Raw genomic sequence first — 17494 nt, 5'->3', positions numbered from 1 at the left:
GGCTCACCTCGGTCTCGCCCGACGGCGAGGCGCTCGTGATCGGACTCCTGATCGTTGCCCGGGTCACCCGCGCACTCCAGGCTTCATCTTCCGATCTAAGCTTAGGCAACAAGCCTCTTCACCTCGTCGGTGCTCCGGCCGACATCGAGCTCGACCACTCGGAGTAGCAGCGCGGTCGCGTCTCCGGCCACCTCGCTCGCTAAGGCCGCTATATGTGCGAGTTCTGACGATCGTCTGGTCGTCGTCACCGACCACGAACAGGTTCTGCTCCGGCTCGGCGAGGATACGGACCATGCGCAGCTGAGCCGCATCGACGTCCTGGAACTCGTCGACCGCCAGGTGGCTGAAGCGGCTCTGCCATCGTTGCCGGAGTGCGGGGTCGCGCTCGAGGAGGTCGACCGCCCGAACCACGAGGTCGTCGAAACCGAGCGCACCCCGCGCGGCCAGGAGGTCGCTGAAGATGGAGAGGGCCGGCAGCGCGGCCTCGGGCGGGGGCCTCCCCTCGACCTTCCAGGCCGACAGCAGCGTGTCGAGAGCGGCGGGCTCAGGGACCGGCGGGTCGTCTGGGGCTCGCCCGGCGACCACGCGCCTCCGCGCCGCGCGCAGCAGTGGCATGCGGTCCGCCAGCAGATGGACCGGCTCACCCGCGTCGAGGAGCACCTGGCGCGCGAGGGCGTGGAGGGTCCGCACCTCGACCCGCTCGGCTGCCACGCCGCGGGTCAGGAGCACGCCGAGCCGGGCGATGAGCGTCGTGGTCTTTCCGCTGCCGGCCGGAGCGATGATCTGCGCCGGCCCATCCGGCAGGGTCGCCGCGGCTCGCTGCTCGGCATCCAGCGCGTCGAGCAACCGTGCCACGGGCGGGGTGACGGCCTGGGCCAGCGCCATGCCGTCAGGATCGGCGGGCAGCCTTACCGGCGCATGATCGCCGGCTTATCAGGATATCCTGTCGTCCGCCCGATCCCGCATGAGAAGACTCTGCCGAACCGATGAGCTGCCAATGAACCGGCGCGACCGCCGGCCCCGCCACGCCACCGAGAGTCCCCGCGCGCGCAGGATCCGTGAGGCAATCGAACGCGAGCAGGTGCTTCGCGCGCGCGGCATCGATCCCCTGAGCCCCCCGCGGCGATCGCGGGCCGCGGCACCCCGCCCGCGTCGCTGGAAGCGCAACCTGCTCCTGCTCCTGGTGATCGTGCTGCTGAGCGGATGCACCGGCGGGTGGCTCCTCTGGCAGCGCGTCGCGGCATTCAATGACGAGGTCAGCTCGGCCGGCTCCCTGTCCTCCTCGCTCCTCTTCCCCCTGATGGGCAGCGAGCGCGTGAACGTCGCCATCTACGGGTATGGCGGGCCCGGGCACACGGGCGGTATCTACCTGGCCGACTCGATCAACATCCTCTCGATCGATCCGAAGACCGATACGACCACCATGATCCCGATCCCCCGCGACCTGTGGATCGAGGGCCTCCCCGAGATCCCCGACAACGCCAGGATCAACGAAGCCTTCGCCGATGGGTACGTGCGCGGCGGCGCCTACGAGGCCGGGACGTCTGCCACCGCGGTCCTGTCCAAGGTGACGGGGCTCAGCATCGAACACTGGATCGCGCTGGACTTCGCCGGGTTCAAGGCAATGGTCGACAGCGTTGGCGGCGTGACGGTCGACAATCCGATCGCGTTCGCCTACACCTGGAACGAGAACAAGTACAACGCCGGCAACTGGGACGGCGGGTCCTTCGAGTCCGGACCGATCTTCCTCGACGGCACGCGCTCGCTGGACTACTCGCGCACCCGGTACACGAGCGCGCAGGCTGAATCGAACGACTTCGCCCGATCCGTTCGCCAGCAGCGGGTGCTCACCGCCATTCGTGGCAAGCTGGGCGGCGGCATCGGCGCGCTCGGCCCTGGGCTGGCGCTCATGGACGCGCTCAAGGGCCAGATGGCCACCGACCTGTCGGCGATCGACCTCTACCTGATCTCCGGTCATCTCCGTGCCGATCGGCGCATCGAACTGAGCGAGGGAGTGATCCTGGAGGCGACCACCAACAGCATCGGCCAGTACATCCTGGTCGTCATCGGGCGCAGCTCGGGAAGCGACTACGGGCCGCTGCAGGCGTTCATCCAGAGCGAGCTGGCTCGGCCCCTGGAGAGCCCGTCCCCGAGCCCTTCGCCCAGCCAGCCATGACCCTCAACGGGCACAACGAGGGGCACCTGCGCACGGTCCTGCGCCAGCTCCCGCTGGCCCCTGGCGTGTACCTGATGAAGGGGCCGCACGGCCGCGTCCTCTACGTCGGCAAGGCTGACGTGCTGCGTCATCGGGTCCGTTCGTACTTCGGATCCAAGGCGGGCCTCGACTCGCGGATCCTGCGCATGGTCGCCGAGGTGGCGGATATCGAATACATCGTCACCGACACGGTCAGCGAGGCCTACCTGCTCGAGTCCAACCTGATCAAGGAGCATCGGCCCCGCTTCAACATCCGTCTCCGAGACGACAAGAGCTACCCGTTCGTGAAGATCACGCTGGGCGAGGACTTTCCCCGGATCGTGCGCACGCGGAAGCTGAGCCGTGACGGCAGCCGCTACTTCGGCCCGTACGCATCAGCCTCGAGCGTCGACGAGACGCTGAAGCTGCTGCGCAAGATCTTTCCGTTCCGGACCTGCAACCTGGAGATCCCCGACGGGAAGCGGGTCCTCGAGCGCCCGTGCCTCCTCTACTACATCAACCGATGCCAGGGGCCGTGCATCCAGGCGATCGAGAAGGCTGAATACCGGGCCACCATCGACCGCGTGGTCGACTTCCTGGAGGGACGCCAGGAGGGGATCGCCGATGAGCTGCGCGGCGAGATGCAGGACCACTCACTCGCACTCCGCTACGAGCAGGCCGCCGTCGCCCGCGACAAGCTGCGCGCCGTCGAGCGCACGATCGAGCAGCAGAAGGTCGCCGCCTACAGCCGCGCCGAGCAGGACGTGATCGGGATCGCGCGGGAGGAGGGAGAGGCCTGCCTCCAGCTCTTCGTCATCCGCAACGGGAAGATGATCGGCCGCGAGCACTTCATCGTGGAGGGAGCACGCGACGTCACCGATGCCGATGTGCTCGGCTCCTTCCTGCCCCAGTACTACCTGGCGACCGAACGGCCGCCACGCGAGGTGGTCCTGCCGTTCGCACCGTCGGATGCCGATGCCCTGGCCGCTTTCCTTGCGGACCGCCGCGGGTCGCGGGTCGCGTTGACCGTCCCCGAGCGAGGGGACAAGCGCCGGCTGGTGGCGCTCGCCACCCAGAACGCGGTCGAGGCCCTGTCGCGCGAGCGGGCCGAGTGGCTCGCGGACGCCGGCAAGCGCGACGAAGCGCTGGAGGCGCTGGCCACCGCGCTCGGACTGGGACGGGCACCCGAGCGGATCGAGTGCTACGACATGAGCAATATCCAGGGCACGAGCGCGGTCGGCAGCATGGTCGTCTTCGTCACCGGTCGCCCCGAGCCGCGGGAGTACCGACGCTTCCGGATCCGATCCGGCGACACCCCCGACGACTTCCGCATGATGGCCGAGGTGATCCGTCGCCGCTTCTCGCGCGCGTCGCGCCTGCGCGCGGAGACCGGGGCCCTCTCGCTGGCGGCGGTGGGGGCCGACCCGGCGGTCGAGGGGCTCGGAGAGGAGGCCGATGAGCGTGACGTCGATCCTGCCGCGCGTCCGTCGGCGGCGCGCGATGCCGGCTGGGCCCTGCCGGACCTCGTGATCGTGGACGGGGGCAAGGGGCAGCTCTCCGCCGCCGTGGGCGTGCTGCGCGAGCTGGACCTCGGCGAGGTGCCGGTGGCGGGGCTGGCGAAGCGCTTCGAGGAGCTGTACCTGCCCGGCCGACCGGAGCCGATCATCCTCCCCCCCAAGAGCCAGGGGCTGTACCTGGTGCAGCGCATCCGCGACGAAGCGCACCGGTTCGCCATCACCTATCACCGCTCCGTCCGAAGCCGCAGCGCGCTGGCCAGCGTCTTCGACGAGGTGGAGGGGATCGGCCCGGTGCGCCAGAAGGCGCTCCTCAAGCGGTTCGGCAGCGTGCGCCGGATCTGGGAGGCGTCGGTCGATGAGCTCGCGGAGACGCCCGGAATTCCTCGCGAGCTGGCCGATCGCCTGAAGCGCCACCTGGCCCGCGAAGGGATGCTGGCCTGAGATTGCGGGCCCATCTGAGCGTGCCTATACTGGCGCGGCCCGCCGCAAGTGTGCGGCGCGTTTGGTGTCTGCGGCAGCCGCGACGACCGGAGCGAGAGGTTCACCTGGCTCACACATGACCTGGCGCCGCACCGCCCCGTGGGTGATCCTCGTCACCCTCCTGCTGGCGATCTTCATCGACCTCCCCCGACAGACGCTCGGTTTGACGTGGCTGCCCTCCAACATCTTCGGCCACGAGCTGAAGACCGTGCTGGGCCTGGACCTGCAGGGCGGGATCCGGGTCACGCTGGCGGTGACTCCCCAGTCGGGCCAGGCGGTCACGGACGAGCAGATCGAGACCGCGCGCAACATCATCGAGCGCCGTGTTGGCGGCCTCGGCGTCTCCGAGCCGCAGGTCCGGACCGAGGTGAGTGGCAACCAGCGGCGCATCGTGGTCGAGATACCGGGCCTCTCCAGCGGCGACGAGGACCAGGTTCGCAGCCTGGTCGGCTCGACCGGGCAGCTGCAGTTCATCGATCCCAAGGGCCAGGCGCTGACGGTCGACCAGGACATCCGTCCCCTCATCGCCGACGGGTCCGTGGCGGTCCTCTTCGACGGCAGCAGGATTGATCCTGGGAGCGTGAACCCGGGCACGAACAGCGGCCAGATCGGTGTCGGCTTCACGCTGGCCAGCCCAGCGTCCGAAGCGTGGTGCCAATTCACCACGGCCAACGTCAATAACCCGGGGCCCATCGCTCTCGACGGGCGCGTCATCACCACGCCGACCATCAACGGCGCGATCTGCGGTGGCCAGACCATCATCACCGTCGGACCGCCCGGCCAGGCGAACGAGATCGAGCGCACCAACTTGTACAACACGCTGCGCTTCGGCGCGCTGCCGGTCTCGCTGAGCGAGCAGGGCGTCGAGACCGTCGCCCCAACGCTCGGGGCGGACTTCCTCGCCCAGGCGCTCGTCGCGGGGGCGATCGGCCTCACGCTGGTGCTCCTCTTCATGATCGCCCACTACCGGCTGCCCGGCGTCCTGGCGGCCGGAGCGCTGATCTTCTACTCGCTCGTGACGTACGCGGTCTTCCGACTGATCGGCGTCACGCTGACGCTGGCCGGGGTTGCTGCCTTCATCCTGTCGATCGGCATGGCGGTGGACGCCAACATCCTCATCTTCGAGCGCATGAAGGAGGAGATCCGGCTCGGCAAGACGCTGGGGCCGGCGATCGAGGCTGGGTTCAACCGGGCTTGGTCGAGCATCCTGGACTCGAACGTCAGCTCGCTGCTGGTCGCCTCCTGGCTCTACTGGCAGGGGACCACGGTTGTGCGCGGCTTCGCGCTGGTGCTGATCGTCGGCGTGCTGATCTCGATGTTCAGCGCAGTGACCGTCACCCGGACGATTCTGCGGATGGTGGTACGCACCGATTGGGGCCGGCGCATCGAGCTGTATCACGTGGAGCGCTGACGACATGTATGACATCGTCGGCAAGCGCAACTGGTACTTCGCCTTCAGCGCGCTGATCACCATCCCCGGGCTGATCTTCATCCTGCTCGGCGGCCTGAAGCCGTCGATCGACTACACCGGCGGGACGGTCTGGCAGGTTCGCTACGCCGAGCGGCCAACGGCGGTCGAGGTGCAGGCCGCCCTTGTCGAACTCGGCCATCCAGAGGCGATCGTCCGCGACGCCGGTGACGGCTTCCTCGAGATCCGGACCGACCCGATCGACCTGCTGCCGCCCTCGACACCGATCCCCAGCGTGTCGCAGGCACCCACCCCGACGCCTCTCCCCTCGGGAGAGACGCCCTCGCCATCCCCAAGCCCGACACCCGAGCCGAGCGGCACGGAGACGCCCTCGCCATCGCCCAGCCCGACGCCCAGCGCGACCCCCGTGCCGGTGATCCCCGGGACCCCGTTCGATGACCTCGAGAAGCAGTTGATCGCCCGATTCGGCGAAGGGGAGCCGCGCAGCGTCATCACCGTTGGACCGACGGTCGGATCGGAGCTGATCCGGAGCTCGATCATCCTGATCGTGATCGGCGAGCTCTTCATCCTGGGATATCTGTGGGTCCGCTTCGGGTTCCGTTACGGCACCGCCGCAATCATCGCGCTGCTGCACGACGTGATCGTGGTGGTCGGCATCTTCGCGATGCTCGGCTACTTCTTCGGCCTCGAGTTCGACGCGCTCTTCGTCACCGCCCTGCTGACCATCATCGGCTTCTCGGTCCACGACACGATCGTGGTCTTCGACCGCATCCGGGAGAACCGGGTGCGTCATGCCGGCGAGCCGTTCGGCGCCATCGTCAACCACTCGATCCTGCAGACGCTGGGTCGCTCCATCAACACCAGTCTGACCGTGGTGGTGACGCTCTCCGCCCTGCTGCTGCTCGGTCCGGCCACGATTCGAACCTTCACGCTGGCGCTGCTGATCGGCGTCATCAGCGGCACCTACTCGTCCATCTTCAACGCCAGCCAGCTGCTCGCAGCCTGGTACGAGTGGGACTCGCGACGCAAGGCACGCGCGCTCGACGCCGCTCGCAAGGCACGCCCGGCCGCTCGCTGACTCGCCCGCTGACGACGGGCGATAACCGGCCGATCCGTCCCGGGTAAGCCCGTCGCGGCTACCATGACCGGGTGATCGTCCCGCGCCTCGAATGGCTGCTGCCGGAGCCGTTTCCGGAGCCTCCGCCGTTCGCCGGCTTCGGGCGCCCACTGGCGACCCTGCTGGCCCGTCGCGGCTTCCGCGACGACGAACAGCTTGGCCGCTTCCTGCATGCGGGCGAGGCATCGCTGCATGACATCTCGCTGATGGCCGATGCCGATGTGGCGCTCGATCGTATCGAGCGGGCCATCGAGGCGGGGGAGCGGATCGCGATCTGGGGTGACTATGACGCCGATGGGATGACGGCGGTGGTGGTCTGGGTGCTCGCTCTGCGGGCCCTGGGAGTCGAGCCGCTGCGCCACGTGCCGTCCCGCCTGGCCGAGGGGTACGGGCTCTCGCGTGTTGGCCTCGAGCGCCTGGCGGCGGCGGGGGTCACCCTGCTCATCACCTGTGACTGTGGCGTGACCAGCGCGACGGAGGTCGAGGAAGCGCGCGGGCTGGGCATGGAGGTGATCGTGACGGATCACCATCTCCCATCTGGCCCCCTGCCGCGAGCGGTCGCCGTGGTCGACCCGCACCGCCCGGACTGCGCGTATCCCGATCCCGACCTGACCGGCGCCGGCCTCGCCTTCAAGCTGGCGTCGGCGCTGCTGACGCGCCGCGGCCAGGCCGCCGCGGACCTTGCGGGCGTGGCGGCCATTGGCACGATCGCCGACATGGCTCCCATGACGGGCGAGAGTCGTGCCATCGTGCGGCTGGGCCTCGACGAGCTGGCCGTGACCTCGCGACCGGGTCTTCGTGCCCTGCTGGCCCGGTCGGCGGAGATCCCCACCGAGCCGACCGCGCGGGATCTCGCCTTCGGGGTCGCGCCGCGGATCAACGCCGCCGGCCGCATCGCTGACGCGGAGCTCGCCATGTCACTGATGCTCGAGGAGGACCCAGTCGCCGCGGAGCGGATCGCGGAGGCACTCGAGGCGGTGAACGCTGAGAGGCGCGCCATCACGGCCGCGACCATCGAGGCGGCCGTGGCACTGGCCGCCACGCAACCTGGCCACGGGCCGCTCGCTCTGCGCGGAGATGGCTGGGCGCCCGGCGTGCTCGGGCTGGTGGCGAATCAGCTGGTCGAGACGCTCGGACGGCCGGTGGCCGTGGCCGCAGCGGTGGAGGACGAGCTGCGGGGATCGGTCCGGGCCCCCGTCGACTTTCACGTTGCCCTCGCGCTGGAGGCCTGTGCTCCGCTGCTTCTCAAGCGCGGCGGCCATCCGTCAGCAGGGGGCTTCAGCCTGCGGATCGACGGCTGGGCCGAGTTCGTCGCCGCCTTTGCTGCCCTGCCGCGCCCGTTCCCGCCCGATCCCGAGCGACCCGCCGAGCGGGCCACCGCGCTGATGGTCGACCTGGTGCTGCCCGCGATGCACCTCGGCTGGCCGCTCGCCGAGGAGATTGCCCGGCTGGCGCCGTTCGGGCCAGGCCATGTCGAACCGCTGCTGGCAGTGACCGGACTCCAGGTCGCCGATGCGCGGCGCGTCGGCGCCACCGGAGATCACGTCGCTCTGCGGATGCGCCGTGGCGCGGAGGTGTTCGATGCGATCGCCTTCGGGACTCCGCCGGATCGGGCCCTGCCGGAGCCCGGTGTCGCGCTCGACCTGGTCGGGACCCTGGAGCGGGACCTCTTCCAGGGACTGCCTCGCCTGCGCATCCGTGTGGTCGACTACGCCGAGGCGACGGTCAGCCCGCTCGCCGCGCGGCGCATCGCCGCCAGCACCGCGCCCATCCCGGTGGGAGAGGCAGCACCGCTCGAGGTGTCGTCTGCCAGATGAGCGATCGACCGGATCCCCTCGACCGGCTTCGTGCACGAATTGCCCGGCTCGGCGCGCCCCTCTGCCTGGGGATCGATCCCCATCCGGATACATTGCCCGACGAGCTGCCGCGCGACGTTTCAGGGATTGAGCGCTTCGCGCGCGGCCTGGTCGAGGCCGCGTCCGAATACGCGGTGGCGGTGAAGGTCAACGTCGCCTTCTTCGAGGCCTTCGGCTCGTCCGGCTGGGCTGCGCTCGAACGCCTCGTCGCCGACCTGCCAGCCGACCATTTCCTGGTGCTCGACGCCAAACGCGGGGACATCGGCTCGACAGCCGAACGCTACGCAGCCTCCCTCTTCGGCCTGCTCGGGGCGGACGCGGTGACGCTGTCGCCGTACCTCGGCGAGGACACCGTCGAGCCGTTCCTGGCCTATCCGGGGCGGGTCGTCTACCTCGTCACGCGCACGACCAACCCGAGTGCCGGCACGCTGCAGGACATGCTGATCGGCAGTGCTCCGCTGCATGAGCACGTGGCGGCCTGGGCCGCCGGCAGGTGGACCGATGGACGGGTTGGGCTCGTCGTCGGGGCCACCGCGCCGGCCGAGCTGGCGCGGCTTCGGCGGCTCGTTCCCGCGCTCGGCTTCCTTGTCCCCGGTGTCGGCGCCCAGGATGGCGATCTGGCGGCCGCACTGGCACATTGCCGCGGCACAGCGGCGCCCGGGCTGGTCAGCATCTCGCGCGGCATCGCGGCTGCATCGCGCGGCGATGGATGGCGCTCCGCCGCGGCCTCATCGGCCCAGTCGTGGCTCGGCCGCATGCAGGAGGCCGGTGCTACACTGCCGGCCTAGCGCCACGCCACCCGGCGCGACTCGCGCCGCCAACGAGGAACCGCCAAGCACATGGGACCCATCGGTTGGCCTGAGCTCATCATCCTGCTCGTGGTCGTGCTGATCGTCTTCGGCCCGGGCAAGCTGCCGGACATCGGCAACGCCATCGGCCGCGGCGTGCGCGAGTTCCGCAAGGCGTCGAACGACCTCGAGAGCTCGATTCGCGGCGAGCCGAACAAGTCGGCCCCGCCCCCCGAGCCGTCGACCACGGACGACAAGCCACAGGCCTGACCCAGCCCCGGGTCTGAGCGGGTGGGGGAGGCGATGACCTGCAGATGAGGCACGCGTGACCGACGAAGGCCCGACGATGAGCCTCATCGAGCATCTCGGCGAGCTGCGCCGCCGCCTGATCATCATCGTGGCATCGATCCTGGTCGCCGCGATCGGCGGCTTCGTCATCTCGCGCCAGGTACTGATCATCCTGCGCGACCAGCTGCCGGACGGCTACCGCGAGCTCTTCTTCCTGAGTCCGGCGGAACCACTCTCCGCCCAGCTGAAGATCGCCGGCTTCCTGGGCATCGGGATCGCCATGCCGGTGATCCTGTTCCAGCTCTGGCGCTTCGTGGCGCCGGGCCTCACCAAGCGCGAGCGTCGCTTCATCTGGCCCGTGATCATCGCCGCCATGGCGCTCTTCGTGGTCGGGGTGGTGGTCGGCTATCTCGTCATCCCGTACACGTTGCGCTTCCTGCTCGACTTCTCCGTGGGGCTCGCCAGCCCGAACCTGACCATCGACGCCTACGTCGGCTTCGTGACGACCATGATGCTGGCCTTCGGCCTGGTCCTGGAGTTCCCGATCGTGCTCATCGGCCTGGCGCGGGTGGGGATCCTGAACCACCGCCGCCTTGCCTCACGACGCCGATGGGCGATCCTCGCGATCGTCCTCTTCGCCATCGTGCTGACCCCCGGCAGCGACCCGATCTCGCCGCTCATCCTGTCGGGCGTGATGTTCCTGCTGTTCGAGGGGTCGCTGCTGATCATCCGCATGATCCGGCGCTAGGACCGATGGCCACCGGCGGTCGCGTGCTGCTGCTCACCGACGAGGCGATGGCGGGGCACCGTCCGCCGGCCCATCCCGAGCGACCGGAACGCCTGTCGGCCGCAGCGTCGGGAGTCGCCGATGGCGCCGCCTCTGCAGGGGCGAGCCTCGGGCGACCTGCGGTCGAGCCCGCAGAGGCGGCCGATCTGGAGCGAGTGCACCCTGCGCCGTTCCTCGCGCTGCTCGACGAAGTGGCACGTGAGGGTGGCGGCTGGATCGACCCGGATACGTTCATCGGCCCGGACTCGATGGTGGCCGCGCGCCTGGCCGCGGGAGTCACGATCCAGGCGGCGCGCGCTGCCGCGGCGGGGGATGTTGACGTGGCCTTCGCCGCGGTGCGTCCGCCCGGGCACCATGCCCGCCGCAATCGGGCAGCCGGCTTCTGCCTGCTGAACAACGTGTCCGTGGCGGCACTCGCCCTGCGAGCCTCCGGCCTCGCCCAACGGATCGCGATCCTCGACTGGGACGTGCATCACGGCGACGGCACGCAGTCGATCTTCGATGGCGATCCCGACCTGTGCTACGCCTCGACCCACCAGATGCCGCTCTACCCAGGGAGCGGCGAAGCCGCGGAGCGGGGGACGGGTCCGGGGCTCGGCAGCAAGCATAACGTTCCACTCGCCCCAGGGAGCGGCGACGATGCCTTCACCGAGGCCTGGCTGACGCGGCTCCTGCCCGCGGTCGAGGCATTCGCCCCCGCCGCGATCCTGGTCTCGGCCGGCTACGACGCCCATCGGCTTGACCCGCTGGCCCAGCTCGAGGTGACGGCGGCCGGCTACCGGAGCGTGGCCGAGGCGGTCGGGCGCATGGCGCGAGCCGGTGGGGTTGGGGGCATTGCGCTCACCCTCGAAGGCGGCTACGACCTCGACGCGCTGCATGACAGCGCGGCGGCTACGGTCGCCGGACTGCTGGCCGGCCTCTCCGGTCTCGAGGCTGGCTGAGGCTATACTCGACCTCGATCCCGGCGACGAGGAGGGCGCATGGCACGAGCAGCAGGTCCCGCCGCCCCGGCGACCGTCCCGCGGACTCGCGCCGAGGCGACCGGACGCGCCACCCGGGCAGGCAGCGATGGTCAGGTGGTGGTCATCAGCGGGCTGTCGGGTGCTGGCAAGAGCCAGGCCAGCAAGCTGTTCGAGGATCTCGGCTACTACTGCGTCGACAACCTTCCGCCCGACCTGCTGGATCGCTTCCTGGCCCTGCGCGACGAGGACCCGGCCCGGTTTCGCAACGTGGCCCTGGTGCTCGACATCCGGGCCGGCGATCCGGCCCCGGCCATCGAGGCGGCGCGCGCCGCGCTCGCCGAACGGGGCGTTCCGATGCAGGTCCTCTACCTGGAGGCGAGCGACGCGGTCCTGGTCAGCCGCTTCAGTGAGACGCGCCACCGCCATCCGCTCGAGACGCGGAGCGGCGTGCAGGCGGGGATTCTGCTGGAGCGGGAGCGCCTCGCCCGCGCCCGGCAGCTCGCCGACCAGGTGATCGATACCAGCGGCCTCTCGATCGGCCAGCTGAAGGAGCAGCTCTTCCGCCACGTGCCGCGTGAGAGCGCCGCCGACGAGCTGCTGATCGACATCCTGACCTTCGGCTTCAAGTTCGGCATCCCGATCGACGCCGACCTCGTCTTCGACGTCCGCTTCCTGACCAACCCATATTACGTCCCCGACCTGAAGCCGCTGTCGGGGCTCCAGACCCCGGTACGTGACTACGTGCTCGGTCAGCCGGCCGCCGGCCGATTCATCGAGCTGGTTGTCGAGCTGCTCCAGCTGACCGTGCCGGCCTACCGGTCGGAGGGCAAGACCCGGCTGACGGTGGCGCTCGGCTGCACCGGCGGCTACCACCGCTCGATCGCGCTGGCCGAGGAGCTGGCCGAGCGGCTGGGGAGCCTCGGTGGCGTCTCCGTCGCCGTCTTCCACCGCGAGCTCGAACGATGAAGCGGCCGCGCCTCCCTCGCTGGCTCTACCCGGGGATGCACCTCAAGCGCTGGCTGCTGGTCCTCTTCTTCGGGATCACGGTTCTTGGCCTTGGCGCCGCCATCATGCTGGTCGAGTTCTATCGCGGCCTGCCCGATGACTCGTTCATCGTCACGCTCACCGGCGCAGGCCTCGACCGCCCAGTTCGCGCCTTGCTCGTGGCCCTCGGCGGGATTCTGCTCACCTCGGTCGGCGTGTGGGGGCTGATGCGCAGCATCGTCTCGCCCTTCGTCACTCGCGGCGACTCGGTGCTGGAGGTGCTCTACACGAAGCGCTACCTGGCGCGCGGGCCGCGGATCGTGGCGCTCGGTGGGGGGACGGGGCTCTCCACGCTGCTGCGTGGCCTGAAGGGCTACTCCGCCAACATCACCGCCATCGTGACCCTTGCCGATGACGGCGGAAGCAGCGGCCGCCTGCGCCAGCAGCTGGGGATCGCGCCGCCCGGCGACATCCGCAACTGCATCGCCGCCCTGGCCGATGCCGAGCCGCTCATGACACAGCTCATGCAGTACCGATTCCCGCCGGGCTCCGGGCTCGACGACCACGCCTTCGGGAACCTGTTCATCGCCGCCATGACTGCGGTGACCGGCGACTTCGAGGAGGCGGTGCGCGAGTCGAACCGCGTCCTGGCGGTTCGGGGCCAGGTGCTGCCGGCCACCAGCGTGCCGCTCAACCTGGCCGCGACCCTCGAGTCGGGCCGTCGCCTGTTGGGGCAGGCCTCCATCAGCGCCGCCGATGAGCCGATCGCGACGGTCTCGATCGAGCCTGCCGACGTGCGCGCCAATCCCGAGGCGATCGAGCGGATCCTCGAGGCGGACCTGGTGGTGGTCGGCCCCGGCAGCCTCTATTCCTCCGTGCTGCCGAACCTTCTGATCAGCGACATTCGCGATGCGGTATCGGCGGCGAACGGGATCCGCGCCTACGTCTGCAACGTCGCGACGCAGCCCGGAGAGACCGGCTTCTACTCCGCCGCGCAGCACCTCGAGGCGCTCATCGAGCACGTCGGGGACGGCCTGTTTGACTACGTCCTGCTGAATGACAACCACGAGGCGCGGCGCCCCGACGGCTGGCTGGGGCAGCCGGTGCAGGTCGACGTACGGCGCCTCGAGGGGTTCGAGGTCACCATCGTCGAGGAGGACCTCGTCGACGTCAACAATGCGCACCGGCACGATCCGGCGAAGCTGGCCGCGGCGCTGATGCGGATCCAGCAGCAGGATCGCGCCGAGCGGCCACGCCAGCGGCGAACGGTCTCCCAGCCGACCGCCTCCGCCGGCTGACGCGGCCACCGCATGCTGGTCGCCAGCGAGCTGCGTGGGGAGCTGGCCCGCATCCGTCCCGCTCGTGCCTGCTGCCGGCGAGCCGAGCTGGTCGGCCTCCTGCAGTCGGCCGGCGCCGATGGCGGAGTTCGCACCCTGGACCACGCGACCGCGCGCATCGCGGTCCGGCTGGCGGCCTCGATCGGCGTCGCCGCAACCGCGCCAGGCGCCGCCGCGACCGCCCCTCACGGCCCGGGCCGGCACCACCTGCGGGTCGAACTCGAGGGCGCGCTGCCCTCGTCGTGGGAGCCGGTGACGGCTAGGGCCTGCGATCGCCGGGCCTTCCTCCGAGGCCTGCTGCTCAGCGCCGGCTCGGTCAGTGGCGGACCCGGCGGCCCGCACGTCGAATTCGTGCTCCGGGACCGCCGCAGCGCGGTTCAGCTGCAGCGCCTGCTGGAGGCGAGTGAGGTGCGCAGCTCCCGCATGGAGCGCCGTGGACGGCAGGTGGTCTACCTCAAGGGCCAGGAGGAGATCGCCGGACTCCTGCGCCTGGTCGGCGCCAACCGCGCCCTGCTCGACTTCGAGACGAGCCGCGTCAGCCGGGACGTGCGCAATCGGCTCAACCGCCTGCTGAATGCCGAGGAGGCGAACCTGGCGCGCACGGTGCGGGCGGCCGACCGGCAGCTACAGGCGATCGGCCGCCTGGAGGCCGTCGGCGAGCTCGAGCGCCTGGCCGATGGGCTGCGCGAAGCGGCCGCGCAACGACGGCGCCAGCCTGACGCCGATCTCGATACGCTTGCGTCGAGCCTCGGCATCAGCCGCTCGGCGATGAACCATCGGCTGCGACGGCTGGTCGAACTGGCCGCCGATGCGGCCGGCACGCGACGGGGCACGAGCAGACAGGAGCTGAGGTGAACGCATCCCGCCCGCCCCTGATTGCCGGCAACTGGAAGATGCACCCCGCCTCCACTGACCTCGCAGTGGCCCTGGCGCTCGACGTGCGCGACGCCGTCGCTGGCCTCGCCGCTCGGTCGGTGATCTGCCCGCCGACGATCTGGCTCTCCGCGGTCGCCGCCGCGCTCGGTGGGGGATCGACCGAGCCAGGGCGGCTCGGCATCGGGGCACAGACGATGCACGCCGAGGAGGCTGGCGCATTCACCGGTGAGACCTCCCCGCTGATGGTGGCCGAGGTGGCCCAGTACGTGATCCTGGGGCACTCCGAGCGGAGGCAGTACGACAACGAGACCGATGTGGCGGTGGCAGCCAAGGTCGCGTCCGCGGTCGCCCACGGGCTGGTGCCGATCGCGGCGATCGGCGAGCGCGCCGAGGAGCGGCGGGCCGGTCTGACCGCCACGGTCATCGAACGACAGCTGCGCGCCGCCATCTCGCTCCTGCCCCGGATAGCCGGCAGCCGCCTGGTGGTCGCCTACGAGCCGGTCTGGGCGATCGGGACCGGCGATGCCGCGTCGGGTGAGGATGCGCAGGCGGCGGCCGCGCAGATCCGCTCCATCCTGGCCGAGTCCGATCCGGCGGGCGCGGACGAGGTCGCGATCCTCTACGGGGGCAGCTGTACGCCGGACAACGCCGCGGAGTTCCTCGGCGAGCCCGACGTCGACGGGGCGCTGGTCGGCGGCGCTTCGCTGAACGCCGGCAGCTTCGCGCAGATCGTGCGATTGGCCGTCGAGGCGCGGGGGTGAGCGAGGCCATCACGCCGCCACGCCCCGTCGTCCTGTGCGTGCTCGACGGCTTCGGCCTCTCCGACGACCCGGCGCGAAATGCTCTCCTGTCGGCGCGCATGCCGACCTGGGACAGCCTCACATCTGATTGGCCGACGGCTCGGCTGGAGGCGTCGGGCGAGGCGGTCGGCCTGCCAGCGGGGCAGATGGGCAACTCGGAGGTCGGTCACCTGAACCTCGGCGCCGGCTTCCCCGTGCTGCAGGACCTGCCGCGCATCAATGGGGCGATCGCCGACAGCAGCTTCTTCAGCAACCCGGTGCTCCTCGCAGCGACGCGCCATGCGCTCGAGCACCGAACGCGAATGCACCTGCTGGCGCTGATCGGCCCGGGCGGCGTGCATGCCGTCGACGAGCACGTGCTGGCAATGGTCGAGCTGGCGAAGCGCGCCGGCCTCCCAGCCGAGCAGGTACTGCTGCATGCCATCACTGACGGGCGGGACACGGCGCCGCGCTCAGCCGCGGAGCTCATGCCGGCACTGATGCGTCACATCGCCGGTCACGCCACCATTGCCACGGTCAGCGGCCGCTTCTACGCCATGGATCGGGACGGCCGCTGGGACCGGATCGCATCGGCCTGGGAGGCGATCGTGCACGGGCATGGCGAGACCGCGGCCACCCCGGTCGAGGCGGTCGAGCTTCCCCATGCCCGGGGCGAGAGCGACGAATTCATCCGGCCCGCCGTGGTGGCGGGGTACCAGGGGATGGGGGACCACGACTCGGTCGTGTACCTGAATTTCCGAGCCGATCGCGCCCGGCAGCTCACCCGCGCACTCGTCCTCAAGGACTTCGATGCGTTCGATCGCGGCCGCCGACCGGTTGGGCTGGCGGTGGCCACCCTGACCGAGTATCAGACTGCCGACGACCTGCCGGTGGCAGTGGCCTTTCCGCCGGTCGTGATCGATTCGCTGGCAAGCCTCCTGTCGCGGCTCCACCTGCGCCAGCTGCACGTCGCCGAGACCGAGAAGTACGCCCACGTGACCTACTTCTTCAATGGCGGCGTGGAGGCCGCGTTCCCAGGCGAGGAGCGCCTGCTCGTTCCGTCGCGGCGCGATGTCCCGACCTATGACCTGGCTCCGGAGATGAGCGCGGAGCCGATCACCGACGAGGTCGTGTCCGCCATCGGCTCCGGCGCGTTCGACTTTGTCCTGGTCAATTACGCCAACCCCGACATGGTTGCGCATACCGGGGTCTGGGACGCGGCCGTGCGGGCCGCCGAGTTCATCGACGGCTGCCTCGCGCGCCTCGTGGAAGCGTGCCTGGGCGCCGGTGGAGCGCTCATCGTGACCGCCGACCACGGGAACATCGAGGAGATGCGCGACCCGTCCGGCGCGCCTCAGACGAAGCACACCACCGCCCCCGTCCCGTTCGTGCTGGTCGATCCGCAGCGCCAATCGGTCCGCCTTCGGGACGGCACCCTGGCCGACGTCGCGCCGACCATCTGCGAGCTGATGGGAGTTCCCGCACCCGGGTCGATGACCGGACGCAGCCTCGTCGTCGACTGAGGCGCCGGAGCCCAACGCGGCGCCGTTTGATACACTCCCGACCCATGAATCCACTTGTCGTCGCCCAGGGAATCCTGGCCGTGGCCCTCATCGCCGCGATCCTGCTGCAGCAGCGCGGAACCGGGCTGGGTGGCGCATTCGGCGGCGAAGTGACCGCCTACCGCAGCCGGCGTGGCATCGAGCGGACGCTCTTTCGGCTGACCATCCTGCTGGCGGCCCTGTTCGTCATCTTCAGCCTGCTGAACCTGCTGCCGCAGACCACCTGAGGCGGCAGACCCTGCTCCGGGGAGCCCGGAGCCCTGTGCTATCATCGGCCGCCTCGCTGGAAACGACCCGCGAGAACACGTGCCGAGGTGGCGGAATAGGCAGACGCGCTAGGTTCAGGACCTAGTGACCATTACGGTCGTGTGGGTTCAAGTCCCTCCCTCGGTACCACCCTTCCGATGCCCAGGTGGCGGAATTGGTATACGCGTACGTTTGAGGGGCGTATGAGGCAACTCATCCGGGTTCAAGTCCCGGCCTGGGCACCAATTCCCTGACGAGACCGATGACGCCGCCGAAGAGGCGGCGTCTCGCA

16 protein-coding genes and 2 tRNA genes are annotated in these 17494 nt (G+C 70.1%); 17 read left to right on the top strand and 1 reads right to left on the bottom strand.

What is annotated here, in order from left to right:
• Positions 1 to 63 precede the first annotated feature (63 nt).
• Positions 64 to 885: a UvrD-helicase domain-containing protein gene (locus tag WEB29_06390; GenBank protein ID MEX2136572.1), complete on the bottom strand. Its 822-nt coding sequence runs from the start codon at positions 883 to 885 to the stop codon at positions 64 to 66.
• A 112-nt stretch (positions 886 to 997) separates the two neighbouring features.
• Here WEB29_06390 and WEB29_06385 point away from each other — a divergent pair, with 112 nt between their 5' ends.
• The 17 genes from WEB29_06385 to WEB29_06305 all read left to right on the top strand — a co-directional run bounded on the left by WEB29_06385 (position 998) and on the right by WEB29_06305 (position 17447).
• Entirely contained in the window at positions 998 to 2176 is a 1179-nt protein-coding gene (locus WEB29_06385) for an LCP family protein (GenBank protein ID MEX2136571.1), read from the top strand.
• Entirely contained in the window at positions 2173 to 4152 is a 1980-nt protein-coding gene (gene uvrC, locus WEB29_06380; protein MEX2136570.1) for an excinuclease ABC subunit UvrC, read from the top strand. The genes WEB29_06385 and uvrC overlap by 4 nt, the downstream gene beginning before the upstream one ends.
• Before the next feature lie 115 nt (positions 4153 to 4267).
• Positions 4268 to 5602 (top strand): protein translocase subunit SecD, encoded by a 1335-nt coding sequence (gene secD, locus WEB29_06375; GenBank protein ID MEX2136569.1) that lies wholly within the window; start codon positions 4268 to 4270, stop codon positions 5600 to 5602.
• 4 nt (positions 5603 to 5606) lie between these two features.
• Positions 5607 to 6698, top strand: coding sequence for a protein translocase subunit SecF (secF, locus tag WEB29_06370; protein ID MEX2136568.1), 1092 nt, complete (start codon positions 5607 to 5609; stop codon positions 6696 to 6698).
• Positions 6699 to 6769: 71 nt separating this feature from the next.
• Positions 6770 to 8554: a single-stranded-DNA-specific exonuclease RecJ gene (recJ, locus tag WEB29_06365; GenBank protein ID MEX2136567.1), complete on the top strand. Its 1785-nt coding sequence runs from the start codon at positions 6770 to 6772 to the stop codon at positions 8552 to 8554.
• On the top strand, positions 8551 to 9381 hold the full coding sequence (gene pyrF, locus WEB29_06360) for an orotidine-5'-phosphate decarboxylase (protein ID MEX2136566.1): 831 nt from the start codon (positions 8551 to 8553) through the stop codon (positions 9379 to 9381). Before recJ ends, pyrF begins: the two co-directional genes overlap by 4 nt.
• 51 nt (positions 9382 to 9432) lie before the next feature.
• On the top strand, positions 9433 to 9651 hold the full coding sequence (locus WEB29_06355; GenBank protein MEX2136565.1) for a twin-arginine translocase TatA/TatE family subunit: 219 nt from the start codon (positions 9433 to 9435) through the stop codon (positions 9649 to 9651).
• Positions 9652 to 9706: 55 nt separating this feature from the next.
• Complete coding sequence (tatC, locus tag WEB29_06350; protein MEX2136564.1) at positions 9707 to 10417, top strand: twin-arginine translocase subunit TatC; 711 nt, start codon at positions 9707 to 9709, stop codon at positions 10415 to 10417.
• A 5-nt stretch (positions 10418 to 10422) separates the two neighbouring features.
• Complete coding sequence (locus WEB29_06345; GenBank protein MEX2136563.1) at positions 10423 to 11397, top strand: histone deacetylase; 975 nt, start codon at positions 10423 to 10425, stop codon at positions 11395 to 11397.
• A gap of 39 nt (positions 11398 to 11436) precedes the next feature.
• On the top strand, positions 11437 to 12384 hold the full coding sequence (gene rapZ / locus WEB29_06340) for an RNase adapter RapZ (protein ID MEX2136562.1): 948 nt from the start codon (positions 11437 to 11439) through the stop codon (positions 12382 to 12384).
• Positions 12381 to 13700 carry a gluconeogenesis factor YvcK family protein gene (locus WEB29_06335; protein MEX2136561.1) on the top strand — a complete coding sequence of 440 codons (1320 nt, stop codon included), beginning with the start codon at positions 12381 to 12383 and terminating at the stop codon, positions 13698 to 13700. The genes rapZ and WEB29_06335 overlap by 4 nt, the downstream gene beginning before the upstream one ends.
• Positions 13701 to 13712: 12 nt before the next feature.
• Positions 13713 to 14594 carry a DNA-binding protein WhiA gene (whiA, locus tag WEB29_06330; GenBank protein ID MEX2136560.1) on the top strand — a complete coding sequence of 294 codons (882 nt, stop codon included), beginning with the start codon at positions 13713 to 13715 and terminating at the stop codon, positions 14592 to 14594.
• The gene (tpiA, locus tag WEB29_06325; protein MEX2136559.1) at positions 14591 to 15376 is read left to right on the top strand and encodes a triose-phosphate isomerase; all 786 of its coding nucleotides are present in this window, start codon (positions 14591 to 14593) and stop codon (positions 15374 to 15376) included. The genes whiA and tpiA overlap by 4 nt, the downstream gene beginning before the upstream one ends.
• The gene (gene gpmI / locus WEB29_06320) at positions 15373 to 16917 is read left to right on the top strand and encodes a 2,3-bisphosphoglycerate-independent phosphoglycerate mutase (GenBank protein MEX2136558.1); all 1545 of its coding nucleotides are present in this window, start codon (positions 15373 to 15375) and stop codon (positions 16915 to 16917) included. Before tpiA ends, gpmI begins: the two co-directional genes overlap by 4 nt.
• Before the next feature lie 44 nt (positions 16918 to 16961).
• Entirely contained in the window at positions 16962 to 17183 is a 222-nt protein-coding gene (gene secG / locus WEB29_06315; GenBank protein ID MEX2136557.1) for a preprotein translocase subunit SecG, read from the top strand.
• A gap of 81 nt (positions 17184 to 17264) precedes the next feature.
• A tRNA-Leu gene (locus WEB29_06310) sits at positions 17265 to 17352 on the top strand.
• A gap of 10 nt (positions 17353 to 17362) precedes the next feature.
• A tRNA-Leu gene (locus WEB29_06305) sits at positions 17363 to 17447 on the top strand.
• The last annotated feature ends 47 nt before the right edge of the window (positions 17448 to 17494 follow it).

The sequence above is a fragment of the Chloroflexota bacterium genome (assembly GCA_040902225.1).
Classification (GTDB): domain Bacteria; phylum Chloroflexota; class Limnocylindria; order QHBO01; family QHBO01; genus CF-167.
Note: the sequence above shows the minus strand (reverse complement) of the source record. Positions and strands in the feature narration are given on the sequence as shown.

Excerpts from the sequence above, each read along its gene's own strand:
- pyrF (MEX2136566.1), top strand. The coding sequence starts at position 8,551 with ATGAGCGATCGACCGGATCCCCTCGACCGGCTTCGTGCACGAATTGCC.
- WEB29_06345 (MEX2136563.1), top strand. The coding sequence starts at position 10,423 with ATGGCCACCGGCGGTCGCGTGCTGCTGCTCACCGACGAGGCGATGGCG.
- WEB29_06355 (MEX2136565.1), top strand. The coding sequence starts at position 9,433 with ATGGGACCCATCGGTTGGCCTGAGCTCATCATCCTGCTCGTGGTCGTG.
- whiA (MEX2136560.1), top strand. The coding sequence starts at position 13,713 with ATGCTGGTCGCCAGCGAGCTGCGTGGGGAGCTGGCCCGCATCCGTCCC.
- secG (MEX2136557.1), top strand. The coding sequence starts at position 16,962 with ATGAATCCACTTGTCGTCGCCCAGGGAATCCTGGCCGTGGCCCTCATC.
- WEB29_06335 (MEX2136561.1), top strand. The coding sequence starts at position 12,381 with ATGAAGCGGCCGCGCCTCCCTCGCTGGCTCTACCCGGGGATGCACCTC.
- secF (MEX2136568.1), top strand. The coding sequence starts at position 5,607 with ATGTATGACATCGTCGGCAAGCGCAACTGGTACTTCGCCTTCAGCGCG.
- WEB29_06390 (MEX2136572.1), bottom strand. The coding sequence starts at position 885 with ATGGCGCTGGCCCAGGCCGTCACCCCGCCCGTGGCACGGTTGCTCGAC.
- uvrC (MEX2136570.1), top strand. The coding sequence starts at position 2,173 with ATGACCCTCAACGGGCACAACGAGGGGCACCTGCGCACGGTCCTGCGC.
- secD (MEX2136569.1), top strand. The coding sequence starts at position 4,268 with ATGACCTGGCGCCGCACCGCCCCGTGGGTGATCCTCGTCACCCTCCTG.
- rapZ (MEX2136562.1), top strand. The coding sequence starts at position 11,437 with ATGGCACGAGCAGCAGGTCCCGCCGCCCCGGCGACCGTCCCGCGGACT.
- WEB29_06385 (MEX2136571.1), top strand. The coding sequence starts at position 998 with ATGAACCGGCGCGACCGCCGGCCCCGCCACGCCACCGAGAGTCCCCGC.